The organism is Marinobacterium lutimaris, from assembly GCF_900108065.1.
Lineage (GTDB): Bacteria > Pseudomonadota > Gammaproteobacteria > Pseudomonadales > Balneatricaceae > Marinobacterium_D > Marinobacterium_D lutimaris.
On the sequence record NZ_FNVQ01000001.1, the window covers coordinates 141189 to 167698 of the forward strand.

Consider the following 26510-nt stretch of genomic DNA (forward strand, 5'->3'; position numbering starts at 1 on the left):
ATTCACTCTTGAAACCGGTTAGCTGTGAATGCCTTCAGGTCAGGCTCCAGCTGTTGATTTTTTAACTGGACGCTGAGGCTCAGGGCGTGAGCAGCGGCAAGGGTAACGCCGCTGTGGCAGCTGAAAGCCCAGGCGTTATCCTTGTGCTCGTAAAGTGGGTAGCCATCTTTCGTCAGAACCCTTAAGGCGCCCCAGCCACGTACGATGCGGCTTTGACTCAGGCGGGGAATGATCCGGCAGGCACGCTCGGCCACAGCTGCCATTGCGCGTACATCCTGGCCGTCATCCAGGCCGACTGCCTCCTTGGTGTCGCCAAGTTGCAGGGAGCCTTCTGCGGTCTGACGGAGATAGTTCGATGGATGATTCAGTAGCCTTGGCAGTCGCTCGGTCACAAGAATCTGTCCCCGTTGCGGGAAAACACTTTGCTGGAGGCCAACCATGGGACCCAAGCGAGCGTTGTCCAGCCCGCAGGCCAGGATCAGGTTGCGGCAATGGAAGCGATCCTTTGCTGTTGTCAGCAGATATCCGTCTGCGTCGCGCTCTATCTGCTCGACACGGTGATCGCCAAGGTAGGTCCCGCTCTGGTTGATAAAGCCGGCGTGCAGCGCTCGCAGCAGCTGCAGAGGATTGGTATGGCCGTCATGGGGTGACCAGCTGCCACCAGGGATTGTCGGTCCCACCTCAGGTTCCAGCTCTCGCAGCTCGTTGTGGTCCAGCATCCGGTAAGAAAAGTCGCCGTCACTGCCGGCCTGCAGCTGTTGAAGCAGGGTCTGGCGCTGTTGCAAAGCATGATCATCCAGGCAGTAGTGCACGCCGCCACGTTTCTCATACTGCACATCGATGCCGGTAACCTCTTTCAGTTCTTTGGCCAGCTGTGGCCATAGTTTGGCTGAGAGTCGTGTCCAGCGCGCGTATTCCGGAAAATCGATGCCTTTACTCTGTACCCATACCAGGCCGAAATTGCCGCGTGCTGCGCGAAAATCGCGGTCATGAGCATCCAGCAGCGTACATTTAAGCCCCTGCCGCGCCAGCCCGTAGCCGATGGCGGCGCCGACCACGCCTCCGCCGACGATCAGATATTCACTAGAGTTCATGTTCAGTGTCCTTTGCCGACCATGAGTCGCTCGAGGCCGAAGAACTTATCCAGTAGGGCCATCAAGATCAGCGTCATTAGAATCAACATGGCCGATACCGACGCGACGAGTGGATCGATAGTCTCTTCAATGTGCAGATACATGCGTACCGGCAGGGTGGTGGTGCTTGGCGAGGCAAGGAAAACACTCATGGTCAGCTCATCGAAGCTGGTGATGAATGCCAGTACCCAGCCGCTGGCGATACCGGGCAATAGCAAGGGGAGTGTGATTCGCTTAAATGTGGTCCAGTTACTGGCGCCGAGCGACTGAGCCGCATGTTCCAGAGTGGGATCTATACCGCTGGTGCTGGCCAGAACCAGGCGCAGGGCGTAGGGCATGATCATCAGCCCATGCGCCAGTACCAGGCCCAGATAGGTGCCGTTGATGTTGAGTTCCGAGAAAAAACGCAGGAAAGCTACACCAAGTACCAGGTGAGGGATCATCAACGGTGACAGCAGAAAGGCGTTGATAGCGCCACGGCCGGGAAAGCTCCAGCGCCCGATTGCGAGGGCCGCCGGTATGGCCAGCGCCAGTGCCAGAGTGGCAGACACAACGCCCAGCTCGAGGCTGAACCAGAAGGCTTCGATAAATTCCGGGCGTTCCAGTATCTCCTTAAACCAGCGGAACGAGGCGCCATCGAAAGGCATGGACAGGTAGCCTTTATCGGTAAAGGCTACCAGGCACACGACGACAAGCGGGGCGACCATGAAGATGCTGAACAGCGCGTGGAAAATGAGTGCTAGTGGGCTGTTACGCATCATGATTCAAATACCTGTGAATATTTGCGTTCGAAAAAGCGGTTGTAGCCGGTGATGATCACGATATTGAGGATCAGCAACACCACGGCGAGAGAGGCACCCAGAGGCCAGTTTAGGCTGTGCAGGAACTCGTCATAGGCGGTGGTGGCGACGACCTTCAGACGACGACCGCCGATCATGGCAGGTGTGGCAAAGGCGGTAGCGGCGAGCGCGAATACGATGACGCTGCCTGACAGAATGCCGGGGGTGATCTGAGGCAATACGATCCGGCGCATAACGGTGAACTGGCTGGCGCCGAGGGAGATGGCGGCGCGCTCGGTTTCGGGATCAAGCCGCTGCAAAGACGCCCAGACTGACAGCACCATGAATGGCACCAGCACGTGGACCAGGGCGATCAGCACGCCGGTCTGCGTATACATCAATGACACTGGGCCATCGCTCAAGCCCAGGAACTGAATGGTTTCGCTGATAACCCCTTCGCGTCCGAAAATTACAGCCCAACCGAGGGTCCGTACCACGACGGAGATCAGTAGAGGTCCCAGCGTCATCAGTAGAAAGATCCCTTTCCAGGGAGCGCGCATGCGGTTGAGGATGTAAGCCTCCGGTACGCCGATCAGCACGCAGAAAAAGGCGGTCAGCGCCGACATGACGAAGGTGCGCAGAAAAATCTCGTGAAAGTAGGGGTCGGTAAAAACCTCGATGTAGTTACTGACAACGAATTCATCCTGTACACCCAGCATCGGCTCAAAGCTGCGAAAGCTGAGTACCAGCGTCATTAGCATCGGCACGACGAGTAGAAGCGCGTAGGAGAGCAGAGCAGGGCCTGACAGGAGCCAGGGCGTGCGTTTGCTTTGCAGATCAGACATGAGACGCGGGCTCCTCGGCAATGAGGCGCATATCCTGGCTGTCCCAGCTGAGGCCTACTGTTTCTCCTTCCTGAATTTCGTCATGCTTCTGGTTGTTGGATTCGTAGATCAGGAAGTCACCCAAAGGTGTCTGAACCTCGTAAATCCACTGGCTGCCGAGAAATACCCGGTTGGAGACCTTGCCGCTGATTTTCGGCGCGTCCGAGCAGAAGCGGATTTTTTCCGGGCGCAGTGCAAAGCGGGTATTGCTGCTGTCCGCCAGTTTGAGGTCGTCCACCGCAATGTGCTGGCCGCCAACCTGCAGGCGGCCATGCGAGACTCTGCCTTCGAAGGTGTTGGTCTTGCCAAGGAATGAGGATACAAAGTCGCTCTTGGGGTGTTCATACACATTGAACGGTTTGTCGATCTGTTCAATGCGGCCGCTTTGCATAACCGCAATCCGGTCACTGACGGCCAATGCTTCGGACTGGTCGTGAGTGACCATGATGGTGGTGGTGCCGACACGGCGCTGGATGTCGTGTAGCTCAAGCTGCATATCTTCGCGCAGTTTCGCATCCAGGTTGGAGAGTGGCTCGTCCAGAAGAAGCAGATGCGGGTTGATAACCAGGGCGCGTGCCAGGGCAACGCGCTGTTGCTGCCCGCCCGACAGCTGGCGAGGGTAGCGCTCGATAAACAGCCCCAGATGAACCAGTTCCAGCGCCTCTCTGGCTCTCTGTAGCCGTTCATTTTTCCCCACTTTGCGCATTTCCAGCCCGAAGGCCACGTTTTCAAGCACCGTCATGTGAGGAAACAGGGCATATTTTTGGAATACGATCCCGAGTCCACGCTCGCTCGGCTTCATCGCAGTGATGTTCTTGCCATCGAGAACGATGCTGCCCGCAGTGGGATTGAGAAAGCCGGCGACCATCTGCAAAGTGGTCGTTTTACCGCATCCGGATGGGCCAAGCAGACTGATGAACTCACCCTTTTCGACAGAGAGGCTGATGTTGTCGACGGCTACATACTCATCGAAATGCTTCGAGATATTGCTGAGCTGCAAATAAGACATAAGGCGATCGTTACCTGATAAACAGTGGCCAGTTCCTGCCGAATCAGGCGCAGGAACTGGGGTCAGTGGCGTGAGTTGGCGGGTTATTCCACTTCGCGGGTCCAGCGTTTAGTCCAGTCTGCGCGATTTTCGTTGACGGTATCCCAGTCGATCGGTGTCAGTGATTTGAGCGACTCACCATAGGGAAGGGTGGAGGCGAGCTGTGGATCAAGCTCGATATTTTTGTTGGTCGGTCCCCAGGCTTTTTCTGCTGCCAGAATTGCCTGTACTTCATCGGAAACCAGGTAAGCGATCAGCTTCTGGCTCATCTCTGGCATATCACTACCGGTCACCGGACAGACGGTGGTCATTAGCGAAGCTGCCCCCTCTTTTGGATAAGCGAACTTGACCGGGAACCCTGTATCGGCGAGAGATTTGACGCGACCACTGCCCCAGGTAGACATGACGATTTCGCCACTCTGGAACAGCTCGGACATCTTGCCGGAGGAGGGCTCGTAAGTGAGTACGTTGGGACCGATACGCTCTTTGAAGGCGTCAAAGCCAGGATCGATATCTTTCTCGCTACCGCCGTTAATCCGCGCTTCCATCACCAGCGTGATGATGCCGTATCCGTTGGAAATGGGCGGAACTGACAGGCGCTGGTTGTAGCGCGGATCGGCCAGGTCATCCCAGGAGTTTGGTTCATCCCAGCCCTGTTCCGCGAAGTACTCGGTGTTGTAGGCGATACCGGTGGCGATGATCCCAAGGCCGATCGCCTTGTCCTGGTTCAGGCGTGCCAGAGGTACTACCTGGTCAAAGGTTTCCTCGGCGACGGGCTGGCACAGTCCCATCGAAATAGCCTGGAATACAGGACCTTCATCGATCATCGCTACATCGATTTCCGGCTTGTTACGCTGCGCCTGTAGTTTGGCAACGGTGGCGGCCGAGTTACCGGCTACGTACTGCACCTTGATGCCGTTGGCTTCTTCAAAGGCGGGGAGAATCCGATCCCTGAAAAGGTCTTCACTGGAGCCGCCGTAGCCGGCGAAATAAAGCGTGTCTTCAGCCTGCGCCACGCCGGTGGCGAGCAGCGTTCCCATGGCGATAGCTGTGATAAGCGACTTCTTGTCCTGCATCTTTTCAATCCTGTGCTTAGTGCGTAAAGAGACGTTGGATAGCGGTGAGTCGCCTTTGATACTATCAAACACTTTGTGATTGACAATAAGTTCTTCATAACCCAATGTTATGTTTGATTCTGGTGCTTTTATTTGTCTTATTGGCTCATATTGGTGCGTATTGCGCACAAAAGCCGTGATCTTGACCTCTTTTGGAGAGCTTTAAATGACCCCACGTCAAATAGAGGCATTTCGGGAAGTGGTGTTGCAGGGAAGTTTGACTGCAGCGGCGCTTACGCTGAATATCTCGCAACCAGCGGTCAGTCGAATGATCAGGGATATGACCGAAGAGGTCGGCTTTGCACTGTTTGAAAGACATAAGGGGCGGATGCGGCCTACAGGGCCCGCATTGATGCTGTTCCAGGAGGTTGAGCGCTCATTTGTGGGTCTGGATCAGATTCGCCAGGCGGCAGTCCAGATTCAGCAGTTGGAGTCGGGGCGGCTGAGAGTGGCGGCGATGCCGGTGCTTGGTAGCTTTCTGTTACCTGAGGCATCTGACCGGTTTCTCGGCGCTAATCCAACGGTTGCGTTCCATATTGAGGTGCATTCATCGCCGATGATCGTACAGCTGCTTCGGGAGCAGCAGGTCGATATCGGCTTTGTGCAATCCGACATGGTTCCGCTTTATGTGGCTCCAGAACGCCGTATTCATTTTGATGGACCCTGTGTGTGTGCTTTTCATCGCGATCATCCCTTTGCAGAGAAAGAGGTGATCAGTCTTGGCGACCTGGACGGAGAATCGGTGATTGAGCTCAACAAGCAAAGCGTTATCAACCGTAAATTGAATACGCTGTGCAACAACCACGGCGTAAACATCGGTCGCCGCCTGCAGGTTTCCTGGTTTCAGCTGGCTTGCAACTTTGTGGCTCGCGGGCACGGGGTCGCGATCGTTGACCTGTTGAGCGCCACGTACTATCGGGATCCGAACTTTGTTTACCGGCCTATCCAGTTTCCGATCAACTATGAATTTGATCTGATGTACCCGCCGATCTCCTCAGTTAACCCCCTGGCCAAGTCGTTCGTGGAGGAGGTGATTTCGCTGATGCCGAGAGAAGTTTCTGTGCAGCGAGTGGAGGGATATTGATCCAGTGTTATGGGCGGGGAGTGAATTCTGGCCGGCGGGGCCGGCCAGAACGGAACAGCACCACTGAAGAGCAGTGCTGTTGAGTCGCTATCAGGCCGCGACAGTTCCGTGCGGATCGATAACGAATTTCTTCGCTGCGCCACCGTCGAAGTCGGCGTAGCCGTTCGGTGCCTGATCCAGGTTGATCATCTTCACGTTCACCGCGTCAGCGATCTTGATCTTATCGAACAGGATCGCCTGCATCAGCGGGCGGTGGTACTTCATGACCGGGCACTGGCCGGTGTGGAAGGAGTGGGACTTGGCCCAGCCCAGGCCGAAGCGCATGCTCAGTGCGCCGTGCTTGGCGGCTTCGTCAACGGCGCCCGGATCTTCGGTAACGTACAGGCCGGGGATACCGATCTGGCCACCGGCGCGGGTGTACTGCATGGCGGAGTTCAGTACGGTAGCCGGAGCTTCCTTACCGTGGTTGCAGCCACAGGCGTGTGCTTCGAAGCCTACGCAGTCAACGAAGGCGTCAACTTCACGCTCGCCCAGGATCGCTTCCAGCTTGTCAGCCATGTCGCCGTCTTCGGTCAGGTCGATGGTTTCACAACCGAAGCTGCGAGCCTGCTTCAGGCGCTCTTCGTTCATGTCACCTACAATGACACAGGCAGCGCCCAGCAGGTGAGCAGAAGCCGCTGCGGCCAGGCCTACAGGGCCGGCGCCGGCGATGTAAACGGTGGAACCCGGGCCTACGCCCGCGGTGACACAGCCGTGGAAGCCGGTCGGCAGGATGTCGGACAGCAGGGTCAGATCCTTGATCTTCTCCAGTGCCTGGTCCTTGTCCGGGAATTTCAGCAGGTTGAAGTCAGCGTAAGGCACCATGACGTATTCCGCCTGGCCACCGACCCAGCCGCCCATGTCGACGTAGCCGTATGCGGCACCCGGGCGCGCCGGGTTTACGTTCAGGCAGATACCGGTGTTGCCTTCTTTACAGTTGCGGCAGCGGCCGCAGGCGATGTTGAACGGTACAGACACGATATCGCCGACGCTGAGGAATTCTACGTCGCGACCGCATTCGATGATCTGACCGGTGATTTCGTGGCCCAGAACCAGGCCTGAGGGGGCTGTAGTACGGCCGCGAACCATGTGCTGGTCGGAACCGCAGATGTTAGTGGTGATGACTTTCAGGATGACACCGTGGTCACACTTGCGCTGGCCGATGGCCAGTTCCGGGAAAGCGATGGACTCAACGGCGACCTTGCCTGGTTCCTTGTATACGACGCCCCGGTTGCTTGCATTACTCATGTAGAGGTCTCCACTTGCGTTATTGTTTTTGTGTAGTTGTAGGGTAATTCCGTTCCATAGGATTGGAATAGATGCACCCTACGCCCCGGGGTATAGCACAACATGTTTAATTGAGACACCCATATGTCTCTGCGAGACATGGCGGTCGATACGACACCTGAAGGCGTCGTTATGTGACATGCCGAGGTTTCAGGTCGCCCAGATAATGGCGCTTCGAATAACGATTCAGCCATAACAATTCAGTAATACCCAGCAGCAGGCCAGGCGCCTCGGAGTGAGTCATGAGTATCAGTGTGTTTGATCTGTTCAAGATCGGGGTCGGCCCCTCCAGTTCCCACACCGTAGGTCCGATGCGGGCGGCGCTTACTTTTGTCGAGCAGCTTGAAGCCGCCGGCGTGCGTGACCAGGTGAAGCGCGTGCAGGTGGAGCTGTTCGGCTCGCTGAGTGCTACCGGTGTTGGCCACGGCACCGACAAGGCGACGCTGGTGGGGCTGATGGGTAACTCACCGGATACGATCGATCCGCGTGTGATCGAACCGGCGGTCAAGGCGGTCTGGGAGACAGGCTTTATGACCCTGGCCGGCGGGGCTGGCATTGAGTTCGACTGGAACCGCGACATGCTGTTCATCGATGAGGTACTGCCGTACCACCCCAACGCCATGCGCCTGACTGCTTACGGCAGTGAGGGTGTGCTGTTCGAGAACACCTACTACTCCATCGGCGGCGGCTTCGTGCTGGATGAAAACGAAGCCACCGCTTCGGCGCACCTGGTACCTCAGGTTGCCGTACCTTACGACTTTAATAGCGCGGAAGAGCTGCTCAAGCTGTGTCGTGAAAACAACCTGCGTATCAGCGAACTGATGCTGGAAAACGAAAAGGTCTGGCGTGACGAACCGGCGATTCGTGCCGGTATCGACAGCATCTGGAAGGTGATGCAGGAGTGTATCTCCAACGGTCTGGAAAACGAGGGCATCCTGCCGGGCGGTCTGAAAGTACGCCGTCGTGCGCCGGCGCTGTATCGTTCACTGAAAGAAGCTACCGCCGGCAACGTGATCAGCTCCACGCTGAGCGCCATGGACTGGGTGAACCTCTACGCGCTGGCCGTGAACGAAGAGAACGCGGCCGGCGGTCGCATGGTTACCGCGCCCACTAATGGTGCAGCGGGTATCGTGCCGGCAGTGCTGATGTACTACATGCACTTCAAGGATCAGGCCACCGATGAAGACGTGGTGAACTTCTGCCTGGCGGCTGCTGCGATCGGTGCACTGTGCAAGAAGAATGCTTCCATCTCTGGTGCCGAAGTGGGTTGCCAGGGTGAAGTAGGTTCCGCCTGCGCCATGGCGGCGGCTGGTTTGACCGAAGTGCTCGGCGGTAGCCCGGCCCAGGTCGAAAACGCCGCAGAGATCGCGCTGGAGCATAATCTCGGTCTGACCTGCGACCCGGTTGCTGGTCTGGTTCAGGTACCCTGCATCGAGCGCAACGCGATTGCGGCGATGAAAGCGATCAACGCCGCCCAGATGGCGCTGCGCGGAGACGGCGAACACTTTGTCTCCCTGGATAAGGTCATCAAGACCATGCGCGATACGGGGCGCGATATGCAGGACAAATACAAGGAAACCTCCCGTGGCGGTCTCGCTATCAACGCTATCGAGGTAGGGGTCAACGCAGTCGAGTGTTGATTTGAAAAATGTTTTCGGGATTAGCTGATTTAACGGTCAAAATCGGCTGTCCCGAAACAGCGCATCCCTGTAACAAAAAGGTGCAAAAAACGTCATATTTCCGGTCGCGTTTTGTATAAATTCAGCTATAGTGCGCAAGTCTCTAGGGCTGATGCCGTATGGGTTTGCGGGGAATTAGGGTAATTCCGCCGCATCTATTAATACATGCGACATCTGTTCTCAGAGCGACCCAACGATAAGTATAAAAAGGCACATCTCTTGCTGTATGTGCCGCATAGTAAAAATGGGGTAGCGCAAATGACCGAGATCTCTTCCTCCTGTCAGGCTTCGGCAGTCAAAAACAAGTCCCGCAACATCGGCTTCCTGTTGCTGGATAACTTCACCATGATTGCGCTGGCGTCTGCGGTAGAGCCGCTGCGTATGGCCAATCAGCTTAGTGGACGCGAGCTTTACAACTGGCACACCCTGACCGAGGACGGCAGTCAGGTGATGGCGAGCGACGGCATTCGTATTACGCCGGACAGTTCCATGACCGATGCGCCCGCGCTGGATACGCTTATCGTCGTTGGTGGCGTTAACATCACTCGCAGCTTTACGCGCCGTCAGGTCAGCTGGCTGCAGTCCATGGCGCGCAAACATATCCTGATTGGCGGTGTATGCACCGGTCCTTACCTGCTGGCCGAAGCCGGTCTGCTGGACGGTTACGATTGCAGCGCACACTGGGAATGTATCGCCTCTCTGCAGGAGGCCTTCCCGAAGGTGCGTGCTACCAACCACCTGTTTGTGATCGATCGTGACCGCATGACCTGCTCCGGTGGCACCGTGCCGCTGGATATGATGCTGAACATGATCAAGCGCGACTTCGGTTACCAGCTGACTGCCGGTATCTCCGAGATGTTTATCTGCGACCGTGTGCGCAACGAGTCCGATTACCAGCGTATTCCGCTGCGTCACGTACTTGGCACCACTCAGCCGAAGCTGGTTGAGGCGGTATCGCTGATGGAATCCAATATCGAAGAAGCGATCGAGCTGGATGAGCTGGCTGGCTACGTGGGTCTGTCCCGCCGTCAGTTGGAGCGCCTGTTCCAGAAGTATCTGCAGTGCTCGCCGTCGAAGTACTACCTGAAGCTGCGCCTGTTCCGTGCGCGTCAGCTGCTGAAGCAGACCTCCATGTCGATCATCGAGATCGCAGCGGCCTGCGGCTTCGTCTCCACACCTCACTTCAGCAAGTGCTACCGCGAGCATATCGGCATTCCGCCGCGTGAAGAGCGTAGCGGTATGCGCAGCCAGGAACGTTCGCAGACCGTCACTCCGCTGGTGACCACGGCGCTGCCGGGTCTTAACCAGAAGGGTGAGCAGATGCAGCGCACCAACAGTGAGCTGGCGATGCGTGCGCTGAGTGAAGCGCAGTTTGAACCGACCTACGGCTCCGTAGCACTCCAGTAATCGGGTGCTGCGGTTCCGGCAGAAAGCCGTGTCCTTCGGGGCGCGGCTTTTTTGTTAGGCTTAGAGATCTATTGGTGGCGCCAAATCCGCTGCAGGAAAGATTTTCAGCAGCGGTGGCCAACGCGTGAAAAAGAGTAGGGCAGTGGTGATATGTGCTGCGCTATACGTCAGTCGAATGCCGCTTTTAGAACAATCGTCAGCGTGCTTTAGTCCTATTCTGAGTGCTATTAACGGCACCAGTAGCCCGCTCTTGTAGCCCGCACTAGTAACACACTAGTAGCACACTAGTAACAACAGGTGGAAAGATGAACGCAGCAGAGTTGCACAAAGACGCCATCGTTATCGATGGTCTGGTTTGCGGAAAAATGAACCTTGAGCTGTTCCAGGATATGCACAAGGGTGGTGTTACCACCGCAAGCTGCACCATGGCGTTTTGGGAAAACTTTCAGGGCACGGTGAACAACATCGCCGGCGTGAACAAAATTATCGATGAGAACCCTGAGATGTTGCTCAAGGTTCGCACGACTGCTGATATTCGTCGGGCCAAGGCCGAAGGCAAAACCGGCGTTCTGATGAGCTTCCAGAACACCTACGCCTACGAAGACCAGATCAGCTACGTGCAGATCTTCAAAGAGCTGGGCGTGGGCATTGCGCAGATGTGCTACAACACCCAGAACCTGGTCGGCACTGGCTGCTACGAGCGTGATGGTGGTCTGTCTGATTTCGGTCGCGAAATCATGTGGGAGATGAACCGCGTTGGCGTAATGTGCGACCTTTCTCACGTGGGTTCAAAAACTTCTGAAGAGGTGATCCTCGAGTCCAAGAAGCCGGTGTGCTACTCGCACTGCCTGCCGAGCGGCCTGAAAGAACACCCGCGTAACAAGTCTGATGAAGAGCTGAAGTTCATCGCTGACCGCGGCGGTTTCGTCGGTGTGACCATGTTTGCGCCGTTCCTCAAGAACGGTATCAACTCCACCATCGAAGACTACGTTGAAGCGATCCGTTACGTATTCAACATCGTCGGTGAAGACCAGATCGGCATCGGTACCGACTTCACTCAGGGCCAGGGCCAGGACTTCTTTGAATACCTGACTCACGATAAGGGCTACGCCCGTCGTCTGACCAACTTCGGCAAGATCATCAACCCGAAAGGTATCCGTACCCTGGGTGAGTTCCCGAACCTGACCGAAGCACTGCTGAAAGATGGTTTCAGCGAAACCCAGGTTCGCAAGATCATGGGTGAGAACTGGGTGCGCATCCTGGGCGAAGTCTGGGGCGAGTAATCCCGATGAGGCCCGCTTGCGGGCTTCACTGATTCATCCGAAGGCGTTTTTCGCCTGATACCAAGATCGAGAGAGCAGTCTCTCGGTCTTTTTGTCGTTTCTGCGTCTACTCCTGCCTGTTTCAGCGTGCGATGCGTCGCTCGCGGCTGCCCGTCTGCCTAGTTCGTTAGCTCTTTTCTCGACACCGCTTATCGGTTGGCATCTTGCTGATTTACTGCCGATGCGGGCCTGTTTTGTGTTTGGTCGGCTTGCTTCCAGCTCCTGTTAAATTGGCTTTCAGTCCCCCGGATGCCGGTTTTTCGACTATTAATTGATAAGAAATTTTCGCCATGTCGTTTTCTGTCGCGCTATTTCGTTTGCATGACGCAAATAGAAAAGGCCGGTCTGTCGCTTGTTCGTAATGTGGGTGGCATGTGAACGCCTGTTGCCAAATCCGGAACGGGAGTGTCGGGTGATTCAGGCCTTGTGGCTGAAGCTCAGACATCACGGGAGGTTTGCGGAGCTGGTGTTGCTGTCTGGACGGATCTTTAGAGCTGAACCGGGCAGAAAGGAAAGGCATATCCTGTAACGATTCCAGGGTTATTTAACCCCTTCGTTTCCAGTGTTATGTGTGTCGTTTCCAGCAACATTGGCCCCTGAGCGCCTACCTATAATGCGGACAAATGCCCTTGTTGGAGGTTGAGAATATGAGTAGCCACGCACCTGAAATGCCGATCAATGTAGACGACGAAACCGGCGTCTGGACCACCGATGCACTGCCGATGCTGTATGTGCCGCGCCATTTCTTCGTCAACAACCACATGGGTATCGAAGAAGAGATCGGTGCTGAGCGTTATGCCGAGATCCTCTACAAGGCTGGTTACAAGTCCGCCTACTACTGGTGTGAAAAGGAAGCTGAAGCGCACGGTATCTCTGGTGCTGACGTATGGCATCACTACCTGAAGCGTCTGTCTCAGCGCGGTTGGGGCTTCTTCATCACTGAAGAGCTGGATATCGAAAAGGGCACTGCTCGCGTGCGTCTGGAAAACTCCGCGTTCGTTTACCAGTACGGCAAGGTTAACCGCAAGGTGGATTACATGTTCACTGGCTGGTTCGCCGGTGCTCTGGATCAGATCGCTGAAAGCCTGGGTTACTCCGTACGCACTAAAGCCGTACAGACCCAGAGCGCCGCAGAAGAAGGCTGTGATTACGGCATCTTCGAAGTGACGCCCGTCGCTTAAATAAAAGTGCTGAGCTAATTCAGCGAAAACAAAAGAACCAACCCGGAGCCGCCATAGGCGGTTTCGGCCCTTAGTAAAGTTGGGGTGAACCATGTCGCAGTTCGATGCACTGTTCCAGCCGTTGAACATCAACAAGCTGACCATCCGTAACCGTATTGTCAGTACCGCTCACGCCGAGGTCTATGCGACCGATGGCGGTATGACTACCGATCGTTACGTTAAATATTACGAAGAGAAGGCCAAGGGCGGTTGTGGTCTCTGCATCTGCGGCGGTTCCAGTGTTGTCTCCATCGACAGCCCGCAGAGCTGGTGGAGCTCGGTCAACCTGTCTACTGACCGTATCATCCCGCACTTCCAGAATCTGGCCGACGCAGTGCATAAGCACGGCGGCAAGATCATGATTCAGATCTCCCACATGGGCCGTCGTTCCCGCTGGGACGGTGAAAACTGGCCGAACCTGATGTCTCCGTCAGGCATCCGTGAGCCGGTACACCGCGCGACCTGCAAAACCATCGAAGAGGAAGAGATCTGGCGCGTCATCGGCGACTTCGCGAAAGCCGCCGTACGTGCGAAAGAGGGTGGCCTGGACGGCGTTGAACTGTCCGCAGTGCACCAGCACATGATCGACCAGTTCTGGTCTCCGCGTGTGAACAAGCGTACCGACGAATGGGGCGGCACCTTCGAGAACCGTATGCGCTTCGGTCTGGAAGTGGCTAAAGCCGTGCGTGAAGCCGTGGGTCCTGACTTTGTTGTCGGCATGCGTATCACCGGTGACGAGTTCCACCCGGACGGTCTGAACCACGATGACATGAAGCAGATCGCGGCGTACTACGACGCGACTGGCCTGATCGACTACTTCGGTGTGGTTGGTTCCGGTTGTGACACTCACAACACCCTGGCTAACGTTATCCCGAACATGAGCTACCCGCCGGAGCCGTTCCTGCACCTGGCGGCTGGCATCAAGGAAGTAGTTTCCGTTCCGGTTATCCATGCCCAGAACATCAAGGACCCGAACCAGGCCAAGCGTATCCTGGAAGCCGGTTACGTTGATTTCGTTGGTATGACCCGTGCGCACATCGCTGACCCGCACTTCATCGCCAAGATCAAGATGGATCAGGTTGACCAGATCCGTCAGTGCGTAGGCGCCAACTACTGCATCGACCGTCAGTACATGGGTCTGGACGTACTCTGCATCCAGAACGCCGCGACCTCCCGTGAATACATGGGTCTGCCGCACATCATCGAAAAAACCACTGGCCCGATCCGTAACGTCGTCGTTATCGGTGGTGGCCCCGGTGGTATGGAAGCAGCCCGTGTTGCTGCCGAGCGCGGTCACAAGGTGACCCTGGTCGAGAAAGCAGACGAGCTGGGCGGTCAGGTAACGATCGCTGCTAAAGCGCCGCAGCGTGACCAGATGGCGGGTATCACTCGCTGGCTGGCGATGGAGCTGGACCGTCTGGGCGTTGATGTTCGCCTGGGTACTTCTGCTAATGCCGACATGATCCGTGACCTGAAGCCGGATGTCTGCATCCTGGCAACCGGCGGTACTCCGTTCCTGGAGCAGAACCCGGAGTGGGGCGCTGCCGAAGGTCTGGTCGTATCCAGCTGGGATGTGATCAACGGCGTGGTAGAACCTGGCAAAAATGTCCTGATCTACGACACTATCTGTGAGTTCTCCGGTATGTCCGCAGCGGACTACCTGGCAGCGAAAGGCTCCATGGTTGAGCTGGTCACCGACGATATCAAGCCGGGTGTCGGCATTGGCGGTACCACCTTCCCGACCTACTACCGCAGCCTGTACGAGCGTGAGGTGATCATGACCTCCGATCTGATGCTGGAGAAGGTATACCGCGAAGGCGACAAGCTGGTAGCTGTACTGGAGAACGAGTACACCGGTCAGAAGGAAGAGCGCGTTGTTGACCAGGTTGTGGTCGAGAACGGTATTCGTCCGAACGAAGCGCTTTACTACGAGCTGAAGGCTGAGTCTCGCAACAAGGGACAGATCGACGTCGAAGCGCTGTTCGACATCAAGCCGCAGCCGGTTCTGAGCGAGAAAGGCGACGGCATGATCCTGTGGCGTCTGGGCGATTGCGTATCCCAGCGCAACACCCATGCTGCGATCTACGACGCGCTGCGTCTCTGCAAGGATCTGTAAGCGCCGGTTGGCAGGGCGCCCGGAACAGTGAGTCCGCTGAATACTATCCGACACGCACCGGCAGGGATGCCGGTGTGAGCCCTTCAGGGAATGAGTGAGGGCAAGTCGGAGCCGTTCGGCCCTTACCGTCCGCAAGCGTTCTGCCTTCTCTATGCCTAGGTTATTTCAAGAGGGCTCATCATGATCCTCGATTGGTTACTTCCCGTTCTGATCTCAGTGGCGCTGCTGCTGGCCGTGGCCGGCATGCTCAAGCGGATCAGTCTCTGGCGCGCCGGTCAGCCGGAAAAAGTCAGCTTTTTCTCTGGCCTGATGGCGATGCCGCGCCGCTACCTGGTGGATCTGCACCACGTAGTTGAGCGTGATAAATACATGTCCAAAACCCACGTGGCGACCGCGGGCGGCTTTGTGCTGTCGATGGTGCTGATCCTGGCGGTACACCTGTTCGGTGTTGAAAACCGCTGGGTCAACTATGCGCTGCTGGGTGCCCTGGTGCTGATGTTCGTGGGTGCGCTGTTTGTCTTCAAACGTCGTCTGAACCCGCCGTCGCGCCTGTCTAAAGGCCCCTGGATGCGACTGCCGAAGAGCCTGCTGATGTTTGCTGTCAGCTTCTTCATCGCAACCCTGCCTGCCGCCGGCATCCTGCCGGAAAACTTCGGCGGCTGGGTGCTGGCTGCTGTGCTGGCTGCCGGTATCGTCTGGGGTATGGGGGAGCTGCTGTTTGGTATGGGCTGGGGCGGTCCGATGAAGCACGCCTTCGCCGGTTCCCTGCACCTGGCGTTTCACCGTCGGCCGGAGCGTTTTGGCGGTGGTCGTTCCACCGGCCTTAAGCCGGTTGACCTGACTGCGGCAAAACTGGGTGTTGAAAAGCCCACCGACTTCAAATGGAACCAGCTGCTTGGTTTCGACGCCTGCGTTCAGTGCGGTAAGTGTGAAGCGATGTGCCCGGCGTTTGCCGCTGGCCAGCCGCTGAACCCGAAAAAACTGATCCAGGATATGGTGGTAGGCCTCGCCGGTGGTTCCGATGCCAAGTTCGCAGGTAGCCCTTACCCGGGTATCGAGGTAGGCAAGGCTGAGGGCGGTCCGAACAAGACCATCACCGAAGGTCTGGTGAGCCCGGATACGCTCTGGTCCTGCACCACCTGTCGTGCCTGCGTGGAAGAGTGCCCGATGATGATCGAGCACGTGGACGCTATCGTCGATATGCGCCGCTTCCTGACCCTGGAAAAGGGCAGCACCCCGAACAAGGGCGCCGAGGTGCTGGATAACCTGATCGCCACCGACAACCCGAACGGTTTCAATCCGGGTAGCCGCATGAACTGGGCCGCGGATCAGAACCTGCGCGTCATGAAAGACGTGAAGGAAGCGGAAGTGCTGTTCTGGGTATCCGATGGTGCCTTCGATATGCGCAGCCAGCGTATCCTGCGTGCCTTCGTTAAAGTACTGAAGGCTGCGAATGTGGACTTCGCGGTACTGGGTGACGAAGAGCGTGACTCCGGTGACGTGGCCCGTCGTCTGGGTGATGACGCCACCTTCCAGAGCCTGGCGAAACGCAATATCGCCGCCATGAGCCAGTACAAGTTCCAGCGCATCGTCACCACCGATCCGCACGCTTTCCACTGCCTCAAGAACGAGTACGCTGATTTCTACCCTGAAGGTCAGAAGCCGGACTACGAAGTGCTGCACCACACCACGTTCATCAACGAACTGGTGAAGGCTGGCGCGCTGAGTCTGGAAGAGTTCAAGGGCGGTACCGTGACCTATCACGATCCCTGCTACCTGGGCCGCTACAATGGTGAGTACGACTCCCCGCGTGAGCTGCTTAACGAGCTGGGTATCGAAGTTGCCGAAATGGAACGTTCCGGCTTCCGCTCCCGCTGCTGTGGCGGTGGTGGTGGCGCTCCGATCACCGATATTCCGGGTGAACGCCGTATCGCCGATATGCGTATGGCCGAGATCAAGGAAACCGGCGCCGAGCTGGTAGCGGTGGGCTGTCAGCAGTGTACAGCGATGCTTGAAGGTGTGGTCGAACCCCGCGCCGAAGTGAAAGATATCGCCGAGCTAGTGGCTGATGCGCTGATCGAAGGGGATGCTCCGGTCTCTAAGAAGAACGGCAAGCAGGCTAAACCCAACGCTGACAAGCGGGTAGCTGAGGAGATCCTGTAATGAGCGATGAGATCATCCGTCGCGATCCGCGAGCCGAGTGGATCGCACGCAACCGACTGCACCCGCTGCATGATGCCATGCAGCAGGCCGGCGCGGCGGAAACGCGCGGCCCTTCAGGTCTGATTCGCCGTAACCCGCATGCGGTAGGCTTTATCGGCCCGAACGGTATCAAGCGTATCGACCGCATGAACGGTAACGGCCCGGCCGTGGGGGGACGCCGCAGTGCCGGCGCCGCCAAAGAGGTCGAGCTGCCGCTGCACAAGGTTGAAAACCCGGATTACTACGTGGTTGTGGTGCCGGATATGGTCGGCGGCCGCCTCAGCGGCCACGACCGTGACGTGATCGGCCAGGCGCACAAGCTGATTCGTGAAGGCGAGGGTGCGGGCGCAGTGCTGGCCGTGGTCTTCGGCGAGCATCGCGAAGAAGCGTTCGACAAGGCCGGTGTAGACCGTCTGCTCAACATTACCGGCGAAGCCTATGAAGGCTACACCCCGGAGCTGCGTGTCGCGGCCCTGGAGCAGGTCGAGAAAGAGTACGCGCCGAAATACTGGCTGCTGCCTGACAGCGTTGCCGCCGGCTTCGAGATAGGCTGCCGACTGGCTGCCCGTATCGGCGAGCGCCCGGCGACCCAAGCCTGGCAGGTCAGTAGCGACGAGGCGATCTGCCGTGGCGCTGGTGGTACCACCGACATCACCCGCAAGACACCGCGTCTGATGCTGCTCGCAGAAGAGTGTGCCGAGCCGATCGACGAAACCCGTCATGAAGTGCTGCCGCTTGAGCTGGAAACCAGTGTCAGCGTTCAGGCCGTTATTCAGGATTGCGGTCAGGTTGCGGTTGACCCGAATGCGATCCCGCTGGGTGAAGCTGAGTTCATTCTGTCCGCCGGTAACGGTGTCACCGACTGGAACCAGTTCCACCAGGCCGCCGAAGCCCTGGGCGCCACCGAAGGCGCGAGCCGTGTGGCGGTGGACGATGGCAACATGCCGCGCTTCCGTCAGGTCGGCGCCACCGGTACCTGGGTTACCGCCCGGGTTTACGTGGCGGTGGGTATCTCCGGTGCGGTTCAGCACCTGCAGGGTATCGGCCAGTGCGACAAGGTTATCGCGATCAATACCGATGTGGGCTGTGACATGGTTAAACGTGCCGCGCTCAGCTGTATTGCAGACAGTGGTGAAGTGATGGCCGAGCTGATCCGCCTGGCCAACGCTTACCGTCAGGAGGTGGTTGAAAATGCAGCCTGATAAACAGAACGCTAACCTGCGCATCGCAGCGCTGGTCTCCGTCGGTAAGCACCCCGGTTCCGGTCGTGCCCGCCGCGCCGAGCAAGATGCCCGTGCCGTCGAAATGGGCCTCGCTATGGCGCCTCAGGGGCTGGAAGTACTGCACGCCGGTGATCCGCACGCTGAAGCCCTGCGCGCCTATGCGGGTATGGGGCTGAAGAAGCTGCGCATTCTGCAGCAGGGTGAAAATGCCGATGCGGTGCCTGCGCTGAGTCAGTACCTGAGTGAAACCAAGCCCGATATCGTGCTGACCGGTGTACGCGCCGAAAGCGGCGAATCATCCGGCATGATGGCTTACCTGTTGGGCGAAAAGCTCGGCATGCCGGTGGTGACACGTATCGCCGAGATCGTCAGCATCGATAACGGCCAGGCGAACCTGTTGCAGGCGCTGCCGCGTGGTCAGCGTCGCGCCCTGCGCGTACCGTTGCCGTTCGTAGCCAGCGTCGATATGGCCGCTGCTACGCCGCGTCAGAGTGCCTTTGGCCCTGCCAGCCGTGCTGAGATGGAGGCTAAGGCTGCCGACGTTGAGGTGCTGGACGAGGTTCAGGCCAGCTGGAGCGAAGCGCCGGCGCGTAAGCGACCCAAGCGCCTGAAGGTGGTCAAGGCGAAAACCGCCGCCGACCGCTTTAAGGCGGCTACGGCCAAATCCTCTGGTGATGGCGGTAAGGTGCTGCGTGACAAGCCGGCCAGTGAAATGGCTCAGGCGGTCTTCGATCTGTTGCTGGAAGAGGGCGTTATCCGCTGATTCCAGCTGTATGGATGCTGTTAACTATAAAAACCGGCGCTTGCGTCGGTTTTTTTGTGTCTATGGTTACTAACGGTTTTATTTGCCTAAATCCGCTGAACGTGCGGCGATTGAACCGCGTAGTTCAGTGAAAATGCTATTTTCCTGCAGTGTCGCTCAGGGGAATGTGTAAGGCGATCATAAACACTTGTTCATTCCGTAACCGGGGCAGAATCTACCCATATTCCGAGCCAAGACAGACAGCCTCACCTCTGTATGCCTCTGCGGAGTATATCCCCTGTTGAAGGCTGGTATAGGTTACCCACTGATTACCAGTTGCACGGCAAGTTTCCGGTGCACCCCGGAGCAATTCACGGTTCTAATCTTTAGCCCCTCCACCCGGAGGGGCTTTTTTTCGTCTTTACATCGTTATTACGGGATAAAACTCGATTGATCGGACAGTTTCCAGGTTCGAATAGAAAAATTCACCAATATTAGAAGTGTCGCAAATGGATAAGTGCTTTGCGCCATGTCGCAATTTTCAGGTTTTTCCCCCTGTTCCTGTCGCTAACGGAACAACAGCGGAAACCCTTATTCGTAGTATGGAGAACGACTTGTAGCCTTGGCCGGGACGATCCGAATTTTCGGATTGGGAGTTCCTCTCGCTCTTATGCAGTTCATCCCCGTTCTGCACCGGTCTGGCAAGCAAACAATAAGAAAAACAGGGCCGCAAATAAGGCAATCAGCCGTGCGGTATAGAGCGTTCGAAGGAGAGCTTAATGAAAGGTGTGAATAAAGGTCAGGCTGTCGCTGAGGCGGCGGTCATCACCGCAGAATATGATACGGACTACCAGGTAGGTCAGGACAACGTCAAACTTCTCGGGCTGGATGTACACAACCCCGTGTTCGGTATCAGTGCCGGACTCATTCTGCTGTTTATTATAGGAACACTGCTGTTCCCGGCCGGTGCCAAAGAGGCTCTCTCTGGTGCGAAAGGCTGGTCCATCGAAAACTTCGACTGGCTGTTCATGGTCGGAGGAAACCTGTTCGTCGTATTCTGTCTGGCGCTGATTGTGCTGCCGGTCGGTAAAATCCGCCTTGGCGGTGTAAACGCTAAAACTGAGTTCTCTACCATCTCCTGGTTCTCCATGCTGTTCGCCGCCGGCATGGGTATCGGTCTGATGTTCTGGAGTGTTGCTGAGCCGGTGGCTTACTACACCGACTGGTACGGCACTCCGCTCAATGCTCCTGCAGGCACTCCGGAAGGGGCTGCCATGGCACTGGGCGCGACCATGTTCCACTGGGGGCTGCATCCCTGGGCTATCTACGCGGTTGTAGGTCTGTCTCTGGCGTTCTTTGCCTATAACAAGGGCCTGCCGCTGACCGTACGCTCCGCTTTCTACCCGCTGCTGGGTCGCGGTACCTGGGGGCCGATCGGTCACCTGATCGATATCCTGGCGGTGCTGGCAACCATCTTCGGTCTGGCTACCTCCTTGGGCTTCGGTGCACAGCAGGCGGCCGGTGGTCTGAACTACCTCTTCGGTATCGCCAACGATCTCTCCACCCAGGTGGCGGTGATCATCGTCGTAACCGGTATCGCGCTGTTCTCCGTAGCACGTGGCATGGACGGTGGCGTCAAGCTGCTCTCCAACATCAACATGATCATCGCGGCTGGTCTGATCGGCCTGATTATCGTGATCGGCCCGACCCTGAAAATCTTCGGCAACATGGGCACCATCTTAGTCAGCTATGCTGAAAACATCATCCCGCTCTCCAACTGGGTCGGTCGTGAAGATGGCACCTGGTACCACGGCTGGACCGTGTTCTACTGGGCATGGTGGGTCTCCTGGTCACCGTTCGTTGGCATGTTCATCGCGCGTGTTTCCCGTGGCCGTACCGTCCGTGAGTTCGTGATTGCCGTACTGCTGGTACCGACCGCTGTGACTCTGATCTGGATGGCTGTGATGGGCGGAACCGCCATAGAGCAGGCCACCAATGGCGTCGGTCAGCTGGCCAACGGTATCAGCGATGTGTCCCTGGCGATGTTCCACATGTTTGAAAACCTGCCGCTGACTTCGCTGCTCTCTGCTGTCGGTATCGTGCTGGTGCTGGTGTTCTTCATCACCTCATCCGATTCCGGCTCTCTGGTCATCGACAGCATCACCGCCGGCGGAAAAACCGACGCGCCGATGCCGCAGCGTATGTTCTGGGCCTCTCTGGTAGGTATCATTGCCGGCACCCTGTTGGTGGGCGGTGGTTCCGAGGCGCTGGGTGCGCTTCAGTCCGGCGCTGTTGCTACAGGCTTGCCGTTTACCATGGTTCTTATTCTGATGTGCCTGAGCTTGTACATGGGGCTCAAATCCGAGGTGCATCTGCACAAGTAATTTAGGAGTTTTCCCGATGATGTTCGCCGACCTGATTGACCTTGAGGATTTTGCAAGCCGACTGCGTGAGCTTGGAGTCCCTGTGCCGGCTGGAGCCAGCGAGGCCGAGGTGGAAGGCGAACTTGAAACGTGGATCAGGGATGGCTCAGACGAGCAGCGATCCGCCCTCGGAGGGATGCTATCCGCGCTGGAGAAAGAGTTCGACGGACTGATGTTGCCCAGCGTTGAAGGGATAGTGAAAAACGCGCAGTCGAAAATGTAGTGAAGGCGCGGGCGGCGATGCCCGCGCCAACCACCAACGATTGAAGTGAGGGGACAAGATCTATGAATTCCAAAGGCTTTAGCCTGAAAGCCCTGGTAGCTGCTGTTGCCACAGCGGCCGCTCTGGCCAGCACCGGTGCCAACGCACTGAGCCTGAAACTGGCTACCGACTCTGGTACCAAGGGCTCCCCGGCCGGTAACGCGCTGGAGAAATGGGGCAAGCTGATCGAAGAGAAGTCCGGTGGTGAAATCGAAACCAAGGTCTTCTTCCAGAACGAACTGGGTGGCCAGCAGGAAGTGTTCGACCTGCATGTCGCCGGTGATGTGGATGTGATGCTGAACTGGCCGATGACGTCTTACGACAAGCGTATCGGCGTTATCTACACCCCTTACATGACCCTGTCCTGGGACGAAGCGCTGAAGGCCTACAGCCCGGGCGGTTGGGTTAACAACATGCTGGGCGGTATCTGGAGCGATATCGGCCTGAAATTCTTCGGCCCCTGGCCGGAAGGCTTTAACGGTGTCGGTTCGCGCGGCAAGTACGCCCTCAACATCGCCGATGCTGAAGGCCTGAAAGTCCGCACCATGACCGTGTTCCCGGCTCCGCAGACCATGCAGGCACTGGGGTACCAGACCGCTGCCATCGACTGGGGCGAAGTTTACACCGCGCTGCAGACCGGTGTTGTCGACGGCGAAGCCGGCAACGTCATCTACTGGGATTACGAATACTTCCGTGACTCCCTGGATTACTACGTACAGACCAAGCACTTTTTCATGACCGGCGTTCTGTCCATGAACCTGGATACCTGGGACAGCATGAGCGAAGAAGAGCAGAAAGTCGTGTCTGAAGCGGCTGAAGAGATCATGAACGATCAGTTCAAGGCTGCTAAAGAGCAGGACGAGTATTACATCGCCAAGGCTCAGGAAGAGGGCATGGAGTACTTCGAGCCGAACGACGAGCAGATCCGCGAGTTCGCCAAGGCCGCCCGTGAAAAGGTATGGCCGCAAATGGAAGAAGAGATCGGCTCCGAGATCATGGAAACGATCCGCGCGAACGCTTCTCCGCTGTAAGCGGGGATACCTGTTATAGCGAGTAATATTAGTAGCGTCTAATTATAAGTTACTGTTTTTACTTGCTGTTTTAACTCACCGGCCCGCTTTGCGGGCTGGTTCGTTCATAGGCTGGAGAAAAAATGATCGGCAGACTTTTTTCCGGACTTGATAACCGCGTGGGCTGGCTGCTGGAAGCGGCAGCGTTTCTGGCCAGTATGCTCGTGGTGGGTCTGATGTTGTTTCTGGTGCTGGCGCGCTATGTATTTGGCTGGTCAGTCGTCGGGTTACTCGAGCTGATCATGCTGTTCGGGATGTGGTTGTACATGCTCGGAGGTTTGATTGCGAGCAGACGCAATGAGCATCTCGTCGTCGACTTTGTTGAGCTTCAGATCACCGATCAACGCTTCAAGCTGATGCACAAGGCGCTGATCTCCTTGATCACCTTCGTTATCTGTCTGTTCTTCGTGGTACTGGCGTACCGCATGCTGGCCTGGGGGATGCGGCGTCCGCAGTCCACACCGGGTATGGGCATTCCGCTCTGGTTGCCCCAGGCATCGATCATGCTCGCGGCGGTAGGCTGCAGCTGTTACGCCCTGCGCGATTTCATCTGTGCGCTGAGCGGTATCAAACGACTAAAAGGGGAACACTGAGATGGAAGGGTTGATTGCGATTGGCATCCTTCTGGTGCTGATGGTCGCCGGCGTTCCGGTGGCCTGGTCGTTTGCCGGGGTACTGGCTTATCTGGTTTACGCTTTCGATGCCAACCTGAACACCCTGATGCTGCAGGGCTACCGTTCGGTTGACTCGGTTATTCTTATCGCGCTGCCGTTGTTCGTGCTGACCGGTTACCTGATGCAGAGCGGCGGTATCGCCAAGCGACTGGTCGATTTTATCGAGGTGATGATCGGCAAGCGTCGTGGCGGTATGGGCGCTTCCATGGTTATGGCTTCAGGTATCTTTGGCGCCATTGCCGGGACCGCGACAGCAGCGGTCGCCTCTATCGGCACCATCATGATCGGCCCGCTGGAACAGCGTGGTTACCCGCGTTCCTATTCGGCAGCGCTGCTGGGTATCTCCTCATTGCTGGGTATCCTCATTCCGCCGTCGATCACCATGATCCTGTTCGCGGTGGTGACCCGTCAGTCGGTGGCGGCCTGCTTTGCGGCCTCCGTGGGCCCCGCGATTCTGCTGATCATCGGGCTGATTATCGCCAACCGTTTCAGTGTCGGCCGCTTCTTCCATGAGGTCAGCAGCGCTGCGAATGACGGTATGGAGCAGTTGCCCGGTAAAGGACGCGCGACTATCCGTGCCTTTCCGGCGCTGTCGCTGCCGATCATTATCCTCGGCGGTATCTATGGCGGTGTCTTCACGCCGACCGAAGCTGCGGCCGTGGCTGCCTTTGCAGCGATGATGATCGGTTTCTTCATCTACAAGGATCTTAACCTTAAGATCTTCGCCCGCAGTGTAGTGTCGGCAGCGGAAACCACCGGTACGGTGATTCTGATCCTGCTGTTCAGCTTCATGATCGGTCGCATCCTTGCGTTTGAACGCATCCCCCAGGATCTCACCGAGCTGGTGCGTACGATGATCGAGAATCCGCTGCTGATCCTTATCGCCGTGAACATCTTTCTGATCGTTGCCGGCATGATTATGGATGACGTCTCGGTCACCGTGGTGGTGGCGCCGCTGTTCCTGCCGCTGATGGTCGAAAGCGGTGTGCACCCGGTGCATTTCGCCTCCATCGTGGCCTGCTCGGTGGTGATCGGAGCCAACAGCCCGCCGGTGGCGCCGATACTCTATATGGCCTGCCGTATCGGTAAGGTGTCGATCCACAAAACCGTGATGCCGGCGCTGGGTTTGATGGCCTTTGTCGGTCTGCCGGTGATGATGATCACAACCTTTGTGCCGGAACTGTCCCTGTTCCTGCCGCGACTGCTTGGGTTTGTCTGAGCCGGGCTGTTAAACGATCAGTGCAAAAACGCCGCCTCTGCGGCGTTTTTTGTTTTTGCTGTCGTGAATCGACTCAATTGATACTTAAAACATCCATTTTTGGCCAGTTTGCCTGGTTTGCGGGCAGGTCTTGCTTGAAAACTACGGAATAGATATGGCTCTATAGTGAGACATACGGACGAGAAAAGACCGACATAATGAAAAAAAACTTCGTTCTTGTCTTCGCGGTATTTGTTGTTGCGCTGATCGGTATCTTCAGTCGCCCCTCCGGTTACCTCGCTGACCTCTGGCCAGCCAACTCCCTCATTCTTGGTTTTATTCTGCGTGACCTAAGATTGGTCAAAAACGGCTTCTGGCTCTGGTCCGGTGTGGCGATGGTGGCTGCGGATCTCGTGACCGGCAGCGGTTTGAGCAAGGCTGTCGTTCTGAATGCGGGAAATATCTTTGCGGTTATGGCCGGTGTCGCGGTCGCGTGCAGCGCGCGGCTGGCGGTGTACCCGGTCAGAGATACGGTAGATGTGCTGAACATTGCACTGGTGGCCTTTGCTGCTGCGGTGGCGGCGGGCCTTTTTGGTATGTTCGCCAATCCTCTGCTGTTCGCAGGCAGTGTCACCGAGGGATTAACCTACTGGTTTGTCACCGAGTTTGTGAACTACGTGGTTTTCCTGCCGCTGATTATGGTGGCACCCACCTTTAATACTTTAACCCCTGAGATCATCAAGCAGCGCCTGGCGCGGGTAAATCCGCTGGCCTTGATACCGGGCGTCTCCGTTATTGCCTTGTGCCTGCTGGCGATGACGATCAGCGGACCGGGGGTGATTGCTGTTCCACTGATCGGTTTGCTCTGGTGTGCCTTCACTTACAGCGTGTTCAATACGGCACTGGTCACGCTGGTCTACTGTGTCTGGACGCTGATCTCGCTGTCCAACGGCTATATCGATCCCGATCAGCAGATCTCTTACTGGCTCAACGTAATCTCGCTGCGGGTCAGTGTGGCGATGATTGCTCTCGTGCCGATCCTGCTCTCCTGCTATATCCACCGGAATCGCGCCCGTCTAAAGGACCTGGAATATGCCTCCAATCATGATGAGCTCACGGGTACCTTGACCCGGCGTGCACTCTACAGCCTGGTTCAGGAGAAGGAGACTCCCGCTTCGATGACGCTGTTGATGATCGATTTAGACCATTTCAAGTCGATCAACGACAACCACGGGCACCCGGTGGGCGACAGGGTGCTGCGCCATTTCGTTGAGATCGCACGCCGTTGTCTGCGTCCGGACGACGCCTTCTGTCGTATGGGAGGGGAGGAGTTCATGGTGGTGCTGAGCGACCTGCCCAGCGAAGACGCGAACCGGGTGGCGGCAAGAATCCGTGCCACCTTTGAGGAGAACCCGCTGGTTCTCGATTCTGGCGAGACGATCGATGCCACGGTCAGCATCGGTGTTGCCGTGAAATACAGCGACGACGATGACTTCGATGCCCTGGCATCGAAAGCGGACAGGGCACTTTACGAGGCCAAGCATGGCGGGCGAAACCGGATTATCCATTTCGCTGACTGACAGTCACGCGTTGAAAGCGATCA

21 protein-coding genes are annotated in these 26510 nt (G+C 57.1%); 15 read left to right on the plus strand and 6 right to left on the minus strand.

The window, feature by feature from the left end; genetic code table 11:
* Positions 1 to 2 precede the first annotated feature (2 nt).
* From C4S72_RS00695 to C4S72_RS00715, 5 genes are all read right to left on the minus strand, one after another.
* Positions 3 to 1094 carry an NAD(P)/FAD-dependent oxidoreductase gene (locus tag C4S72_RS00695; protein ID WP_104001168.1) on the minus strand — a complete coding sequence of 364 codons (1092 nt, stop codon included), beginning with the start codon at positions 1092 to 1094 and terminating at the stop codon, positions 3 to 5.
* A gap of 2 nt (positions 1095 to 1096) precedes the next feature.
* On the minus strand, positions 1097 to 1894 hold the full coding sequence (locus tag C4S72_RS00700; RefSeq protein ID WP_104001169.1) for an ABC transporter permease: 798 nt from the start codon (positions 1892 to 1894) through the stop codon (positions 1097 to 1099).
* A complete protein-coding gene (locus C4S72_RS00705) occupies positions 1891 to 2757 on the minus strand; it encodes an ABC transporter permease (protein WP_104001170.1) in 867 nt (288 codons plus the stop codon). The genes C4S72_RS00700 and C4S72_RS00705 overlap by 4 nt, the downstream gene beginning before the upstream one ends.
* Positions 2750 to 3805, minus strand: a complete 1056-nt coding sequence (locus tag C4S72_RS00710) for an ABC transporter ATP-binding protein (RefSeq protein WP_104001171.1) — start codon at positions 3803 to 3805, stop codon at positions 2750 to 2752. Before C4S72_RS00710 ends, C4S72_RS00705 begins: the two co-directional genes overlap by 8 nt.
* 83 nt (positions 3806 to 3888) lie before the next feature.
* Positions 3889 to 4920 (minus strand): ABC transporter substrate-binding protein, encoded by a 1032-nt coding sequence (locus C4S72_RS00715; RefSeq protein ID WP_104001172.1) that lies wholly within the window; start codon positions 4918 to 4920, stop codon positions 3889 to 3891.
* 205 nt (positions 4921 to 5125) lie between these two features.
* Here C4S72_RS00715 and C4S72_RS00720 point away from each other — a divergent pair, with 205 nt between their 5' ends.
* Positions 5126 to 6043: a LysR substrate-binding domain-containing protein gene (locus C4S72_RS00720; protein ID WP_104001173.1), complete on the plus strand. Its 918-nt coding sequence runs from the start codon at positions 5126 to 5128 to the stop codon at positions 6041 to 6043.
* Positions 6044 to 6133: 90 nt separating this feature from the next.
* Here C4S72_RS00720 and fdhA read toward each other — a convergent pair whose 3' ends face one another.
* On the minus strand, positions 6134 to 7330 hold the full coding sequence (gene fdhA, locus C4S72_RS00725; RefSeq protein ID WP_104001174.1) for a formaldehyde dehydrogenase, glutathione-independent: 1197 nt from the start codon (positions 7328 to 7330) through the stop codon (positions 6134 to 6136).
* 281 nt (positions 7331 to 7611) lie between these two features.
* On the opposite strand from fdhA, the gene C4S72_RS00730 reads away from it, so the two are divergent.
* The 14 genes from C4S72_RS00730 to C4S72_RS00795 all read left to right on the plus strand — a co-directional run bounded on the left by C4S72_RS00730 (position 7612) and on the right by C4S72_RS00795 (position 26487).
* Positions 7612 to 9009: an L-serine ammonia-lyase gene (locus tag C4S72_RS00730; RefSeq protein ID WP_104001175.1), complete on the plus strand. Its 1398-nt coding sequence runs from the start codon at positions 7612 to 7614 to the stop codon at positions 9007 to 9009.
* A gap of 297 nt (positions 9010 to 9306) precedes the next feature.
* Positions 9307 to 10455 (plus strand): choline metabolism transcriptional regulator GbdR, encoded by a 1149-nt coding sequence (gene gbdR / locus C4S72_RS00735; RefSeq protein ID WP_104001176.1) that lies wholly within the window; start codon positions 9307 to 9309, stop codon positions 10453 to 10455.
* 305 nt (positions 10456 to 10760) lie between these two features.
* Positions 10761 to 11738 carry a dipeptidase gene (locus tag C4S72_RS00740; protein ID WP_104001177.1) on the plus strand — a complete coding sequence of 326 codons (978 nt, stop codon included), beginning with the start codon at positions 10761 to 10763 and terminating at the stop codon, positions 11736 to 11738.
* 686 nt (positions 11739 to 12424) lie between these two features.
* Positions 12425 to 12958, plus strand: a complete 534-nt coding sequence (locus tag C4S72_RS00745; RefSeq protein WP_104001178.1) for a 4-vinyl reductase — start codon at positions 12425 to 12427, stop codon at positions 12956 to 12958.
* Positions 12959 to 13049: 91 nt separating this feature from the next.
* Positions 13050 to 15113 carry a dimethylglycine demethylation protein DgcA gene (dgcA, locus tag C4S72_RS00750; RefSeq protein WP_104001179.1) on the plus strand — a complete coding sequence of 688 codons (2064 nt, stop codon included), beginning with the start codon at positions 13050 to 13052 and terminating at the stop codon, positions 15111 to 15113.
* Positions 15114 to 15296: 183 nt separating this feature from the next.
* Positions 15297 to 17276 carry a (Fe-S)-binding protein gene (locus C4S72_RS00755; protein WP_104002990.1) on the plus strand — a complete coding sequence of 660 codons (1980 nt, stop codon included), beginning with the start codon at positions 15297 to 15299 and terminating at the stop codon, positions 17274 to 17276.
* On the plus strand, positions 17276 to 18517 hold the full coding sequence (etfA, locus tag C4S72_RS00760; protein WP_104001180.1) for an electron transfer flavoprotein subunit alpha: 1242 nt from the start codon (positions 17276 to 17278) through the stop codon (positions 18515 to 18517). Before C4S72_RS00755 ends, etfA begins: the two co-directional genes overlap by 1 nt.
* Positions 18507 to 19301 (plus strand): electron transfer flavoprotein subunit beta, encoded by a 795-nt coding sequence (gene etfB, locus C4S72_RS00765; protein ID WP_104001181.1) that lies wholly within the window; start codon positions 18507 to 18509, stop codon positions 19299 to 19301. The genes etfA and etfB overlap by 11 nt, the downstream gene beginning before the upstream one ends.
* Positions 19302 to 20059: 758 nt before the next feature.
* Positions 20060 to 21664: a BCCT family transporter gene (locus C4S72_RS00770; protein WP_104001182.1), complete on the plus strand. Its 1605-nt coding sequence runs from the start codon at positions 20060 to 20062 to the stop codon at positions 21662 to 21664.
* A gap of 16 nt (positions 21665 to 21680) precedes the next feature.
* On the plus strand, positions 21681 to 21926 hold the full coding sequence (locus C4S72_RS00775) for an amino acid kinase family protein (RefSeq protein WP_104001183.1): 246 nt from the start codon (positions 21681 to 21683) through the stop codon (positions 21924 to 21926).
* A 62-nt stretch (positions 21927 to 21988) separates the two neighbouring features.
* Positions 21989 to 22996 (plus strand): TRAP transporter substrate-binding protein DctP, encoded by a 1008-nt coding sequence (dctP, locus tag C4S72_RS00780; protein WP_104001184.1) that lies wholly within the window; start codon positions 21989 to 21991, stop codon positions 22994 to 22996.
* A gap of 122 nt (positions 22997 to 23118) precedes the next feature.
* On the plus strand, positions 23119 to 23628 hold the full coding sequence (locus C4S72_RS00785; protein WP_104001185.1) for a TRAP transporter small permease: 510 nt from the start codon (positions 23119 to 23121) through the stop codon (positions 23626 to 23628).
* A 1-nt stretch (position 23629) separates the two neighbouring features.
* Entirely contained in the window at positions 23630 to 24928 is a 1299-nt protein-coding gene (locus C4S72_RS00790; protein ID WP_104001186.1) for a TRAP transporter large permease, read from the plus strand.
* 197 nt (positions 24929 to 25125) lie between these two features.
* Positions 25126 to 26487 carry a GGDEF domain-containing protein gene (locus C4S72_RS00795; protein WP_104001187.1) on the plus strand — a complete coding sequence of 454 codons (1362 nt, stop codon included), beginning with the start codon at positions 25126 to 25128 and terminating at the stop codon, positions 26485 to 26487.
* The last annotated feature ends 23 nt before the right edge of the window (positions 26488 to 26510 follow it).

What these genes read in the sequence shown, in the direction of transcription:
- C4S72_RS00695 (WP_104001168.1), bottom strand. Translation starts at nt 1,094, where the DNA reads ATGAACTCTAGTGAATATCTGATCGTCGGCGGAGGCGTGGTCGGCGCC.
- C4S72_RS00700 (WP_104001169.1), bottom strand. Translation starts at nt 1,894, where the DNA reads ATGATGCGTAACAGCCCACTAGCACTCATTTTCCACGCGCTGTTCAGC.
- C4S72_RS00705 (WP_104001170.1), bottom strand. Translation starts at nt 2,757, where the DNA reads ATGTCTGATCTGCAAAGCAAACGCACGCCCTGGCTCCTGTCAGGCCCT.
- C4S72_RS00710 (WP_104001171.1), bottom strand. Translation starts at nt 3,805, where the DNA reads ATGTCTTATTTGCAGCTCAGCAATATCTCGAAGCATTTCGATGAGTAT.
- C4S72_RS00715 (WP_104001172.1), bottom strand. Translation starts at nt 4,920, where the DNA reads ATGCAGGACAAGAAGTCGCTTATCACAGCTATCGCCATGGGAACGCTG.
- C4S72_RS00720 (WP_104001173.1), top strand. Translation starts at nt 5,126, where the DNA reads ATGACCCCACGTCAAATAGAGGCATTTCGGGAAGTGGTGTTGCAGGGA.
- fdhA (WP_104001174.1), bottom strand. Translation starts at nt 7,330, where the DNA reads ATGAGTAATGCAAGCAACCGGGGCGTCGTATACAAGGAACCAGGCAAG.
- C4S72_RS00730 (WP_104001175.1), top strand. Translation starts at nt 7,612, where the DNA reads ATGAGTATCAGTGTGTTTGATCTGTTCAAGATCGGGGTCGGCCCCTCC.
- gbdR (WP_104001176.1), top strand. Translation starts at nt 9,307, where the DNA reads ATGACCGAGATCTCTTCCTCCTGTCAGGCTTCGGCAGTCAAAAACAAG.
- C4S72_RS00740 (WP_104001177.1), top strand. Translation starts at nt 10,761, where the DNA reads ATGAACGCAGCAGAGTTGCACAAAGACGCCATCGTTATCGATGGTCTG.
- C4S72_RS00745 (WP_104001178.1), top strand. Translation starts at nt 12,425, where the DNA reads ATGAGTAGCCACGCACCTGAAATGCCGATCAATGTAGACGACGAAACC.
- dgcA (WP_104001179.1), top strand. Translation starts at nt 13,050, where the DNA reads ATGTCGCAGTTCGATGCACTGTTCCAGCCGTTGAACATCAACAAGCTG.
- etfA (WP_104001180.1), top strand. Translation starts at nt 17,276, where the DNA reads ATGAGCGATGAGATCATCCGTCGCGATCCGCGAGCCGAGTGGATCGCA.
- etfB (WP_104001181.1), top strand. Translation starts at nt 18,507, where the DNA reads ATGCAGCCTGATAAACAGAACGCTAACCTGCGCATCGCAGCGCTGGTC.
- C4S72_RS00770 (WP_104001182.1), top strand. Translation starts at nt 20,060, where the DNA reads ATGAAAGGTGTGAATAAAGGTCAGGCTGTCGCTGAGGCGGCGGTCATC.
- C4S72_RS00775 (WP_104001183.1), top strand. Translation starts at nt 21,681, where the DNA reads ATGATGTTCGCCGACCTGATTGACCTTGAGGATTTTGCAAGCCGACTG.
- dctP (WP_104001184.1), top strand. Translation starts at nt 21,989, where the DNA reads ATGAATTCCAAAGGCTTTAGCCTGAAAGCCCTGGTAGCTGCTGTTGCC.
- C4S72_RS00785 (WP_104001185.1), top strand. Translation starts at nt 23,119, where the DNA reads ATGATCGGCAGACTTTTTTCCGGACTTGATAACCGCGTGGGCTGGCTG.
- C4S72_RS00790 (WP_104001186.1), top strand. Translation starts at nt 23,630, where the DNA reads ATGGAAGGGTTGATTGCGATTGGCATCCTTCTGGTGCTGATGGTCGCC.
- C4S72_RS00795 (WP_104001187.1), top strand. Translation starts at nt 25,126, where the DNA reads ATGAAAAAAAACTTCGTTCTTGTCTTCGCGGTATTTGTTGTTGCGCTG.